1 protein-coding gene and 1 pseudogene are annotated in these 1,736 nt (G+C 70.0%); one reads left to right on the top strand and one right to left on the bottom strand.

Features of this window, described 5'->3' with window-relative positions:
• A pseudogene (locus tag C667_RS22725) lies at positions 1-305 on the bottom strand (sensor histidine kinase); the annotation flags it as partial.
• Positions 306-399: 94 nt separating this feature from the next.
• Here C667_RS22725 and argH point away from each other — a divergent pair.
• The coding region (gene argH / locus C667_RS22720; protein WP_039922910.1) for an argininosuccinate lyase at positions 400-1,736 on the top strand (1,337 nt) is incomplete at its 3' end.

Below are 1,736 nucleotides of genomic sequence, written 5' to 3'. Positions count from 1 at the left end.
GCAATCGCCGCCAGGCTCGCGAGCACGAGCACCGCGCCGCGACCGGCCGCGACCGGCAGCGCGCCCAGCCCGGGCGCGCCAAGGTAGAGCAGGACCACGCACAGCAGCAGCGGGAGCTCGACCCGCCCGGCTATCAGCGCGAGCTCCTCGACGAGCCGGCCGGGCTCCTCGAGCCGGATCGCCACAGTAAGTGCGGCGAAGAGGTTCACCGCCAGCAGCACGCGCAGCATGACCCCCAGGTTGCGGAAGTCGGGCAGGCCGGGCGCGCCGAGCGCGGAGGGCTTTTGCTTTATACTTTCGGCCATCTTTTCGCGCCGCCCGCGCGGCGCCCTTTCCCTTGATCGTCCCATGCCGGGCCGGCAGCGCAAGGCCGGCCTTCTCGTACTCAACGCCCCGATTATGACAGACACCACGACGCCGACCGCCGGCGCCAACGCAGCCGCCGACACGAGCACCAAGGCCTGGTCCGGCCGCTTCTCCGAACCCGTCTCCGATCTGGTCAAGCGCTACACCGCCAGCGTGTCCTTCGACCAGCGCATGGCCGCGCAGGACATCCGCGGCTCGCTCGCGCACGCGAAGATGCTCGCCCGCCAGGGCATCATCGGCGCCCACGACCTCGCCGACATCGAGCGCGGCATGGCGCAGATCGCCGCCGAGATCGAGCGCGGCGAGTTCGCCTGGAACCTCGACGACGAGGACGTGCACCTCAACATCGAGAAGCGCCTCACCGCGCTCGTGGGCGACGCGGGCAAACGCCTGCACACCGGGCGCAGCCGCAACGACCAGGTCGCCACCGACATCCGCCTGTGGCTGCGCGACGCGATCGACCGCATCCTCGCGCTCATCGCCGAGTTCCAGGCCCGCCTGCTCGAGGTCGCCGAGGCCCACGCCGGCACGCCCATGCCCGGCTTCACCCACCTGCAGGTGGCGCAACCGGTGACCTTCGGCCACCACCTGATGGCCTATTACGAGATGAGCCGGCGCGACGCGGAGCGCTTCGCGGATTGCCGCAAGCGAGTCAACCGCCTGCCGCTGGGCTCGGCGGCGCTCGCCGGCACCAGCTACCCGATCGACCGCGAGTTCGTCGCTTCCGAGCTCGGCTTCGACGAGGTCTGCTACAACTCGCTCGACGCCGTCAGCGACCGCGACTTCGCGATCGAATTCTGCGCCGCCAGCGCGCTGCTGATGACCCACCTGTCGCGGCTGTCCGAAGAGCTGATCCTGTGGATGAGCCCGCGCGTGGGCTTCATCGACCTCGCCGACCGATTCTGCACCGGCTCTTCGATCATGCCGCAGAAGAAGAACCCCGACGTGCCCGAGCTGGTGCGCGGCAAGACCGGCCGCGTCAACGGCAGCCTGATCGCCCTGCTCACCCTGATGAAGGGCCAGCCGCTGGCCTACAACAAGGACAACCAGGAAGACAAGGAACCCTTGTTCGACACCGCCGACACGGTCATCGACACCCTGCGCATCTACGCCGACATGATCGGCGGCATCCGCGTCAAGGCCGAGGCCATGCGCGGCGCGCTCAGCCAGGGCTACGCCACCGCCACCGACCTCGCCGACTACCTGGTCAAGCAGGGCCTGCCCTTCCGCGACGCGCACGAGGCCGTGGCGCTCGCGGTGCGCGCAGCCGAGCTCAAGGGCTGCGACCTGCCGCAGTTCACCCTCGACGAGCTGCGCCTCGCCATGGCCCACGTGCCCGGCGCCGCCGAGCGCGTGGGCGAGGACGTCTT

The organism is Thauera phenylacetica B4P (assembly GCF_000310225.1).
Lineage (GTDB): Bacteria > Pseudomonadota > Gammaproteobacteria > Burkholderiales > Rhodocyclaceae > Thauera > Thauera phenylacetica.
This window is presented reverse-complemented; position numbering and strand designations above follow the sequence as displayed.